Source organism: Carboxylicivirga litoralis (assembly GCF_025499605.1).
In the GTDB taxonomy this organism is placed as follows: Bacteria; Bacteroidota; Bacteroidia; order Bacteroidales; family Marinilabiliaceae; genus Carboxylicivirga; species Carboxylicivirga litoralis.
In genome coordinates, this window is the sequence record NZ_JAFMVC010000099.1 from 1 (window position 1) to 1,261 (window position 1,261).

Consider the following 1,261-nt stretch of genomic DNA (forward strand, 5'->3'; position numbering starts at 1 on the left):
TCTCCAGAAAGGAGGTGTTCCAGCCACACCTTCCGGTACGGCTACCTTGTTACGACTTAACCCTAGTTACCAGATTTACCCTAGGCCGCTCCTTACGGTCACAGACTTCAGGTACCCCCGGCTTCCATGGTTTGACGGGCGGTGTGTACAAGGCCCGGGAACGTATTCACCGCGCCATGGCTGATGCGCGATTACTAGCGAATCCAGCTTCACGAAGTCGGGTTGCAGACTTCGATCCGAACTGAGACCGGTTTTTGAGATTCGCATCCTATCACTAGGTAGCTGCCCTCTGTACCGACCATTGTAACACGTGTGTAGCCCTGGACGTAAGGGCCGTGCTGATTTGACGTCATCCACACCTTCCTCGCGGTTTACACCGGCAGTCTTGTTAGAGTGCCCACCATTATGTGCTGGTAACTAACAACGTGGGTTGCGCTCGTTATGGGACTTAACCCGACACCTCACGGCACGAGCTGACGACAACCATGCAGCACCTTGTAAAGTGTCCGAAGAAAACTCTATCTCTAAAGCTGTCACTCTACATTTAAGTCCAGGTAAGGTTCCTCGCGTATCATCGAATTAAACCACATGTTCCTCCGCTTGTGCGGGCCCCCGTCAATTCCTTTGAGTTTCATTGTTGCCAACGTACTCCCCAGGTGGATAACTTAATGCTTTCGCTTTGTCGCTTACGGTCTATTGCAAACAACTAGTTATCATCGTTTACGGCGTGGACTACCAGGGTATCTAATCCTGTTCGATCCCCACGCTTTCGTGCATCAGCGTCAGTTACAGTTTAGTAAGCTGCCTTCGCAATCGGTGTTCTGTGTTATATCTAAGCATTTCACCGCTACACAACACATTCCGCCTACCTCAAATGTACTCAAGAAATACAGTATCAAAGGCAATTTTATGGTTGAGCCACAAACTTTCACCCCTGACTTATACTTCCGCCTACGCACCCTTTAAACCCAATGAATCCGGATAACGCTCGCATCCTCCGTATTACCGCGGCTGCTGGCACGGAGTTAGCCGATGCTTATTCATACGGTACCGGCAAATAACTACACGTAGCTATATTTCTTCCCGTATAAAAGCAGTTTACAACCCATAGGGCAGTCTTCCTGCACGCGACATGGCTGGTTCAGACTTGCGTCCATTGACCAATATTCCTCACTGCTGCCTCCCGTAGGAGTCTGGTCCGTGTCTCAGTACCAGTGTGGGGGACCTTCCTCTCAGAACCCCTAGACATCGTTGCCTTGGT

The 1,261-nt window shown here is 50.4% G+C and carries 1 rRNA gene; it reads right to left on the reverse strand.

From position 1 onward, the window contains the following. Nucleotides 1–7: 7 nt before the first annotated feature. Nucleotides 8–1,261 (reverse strand): 16S ribosomal RNA (locus J1N10_RS20905); the annotation flags it as partial.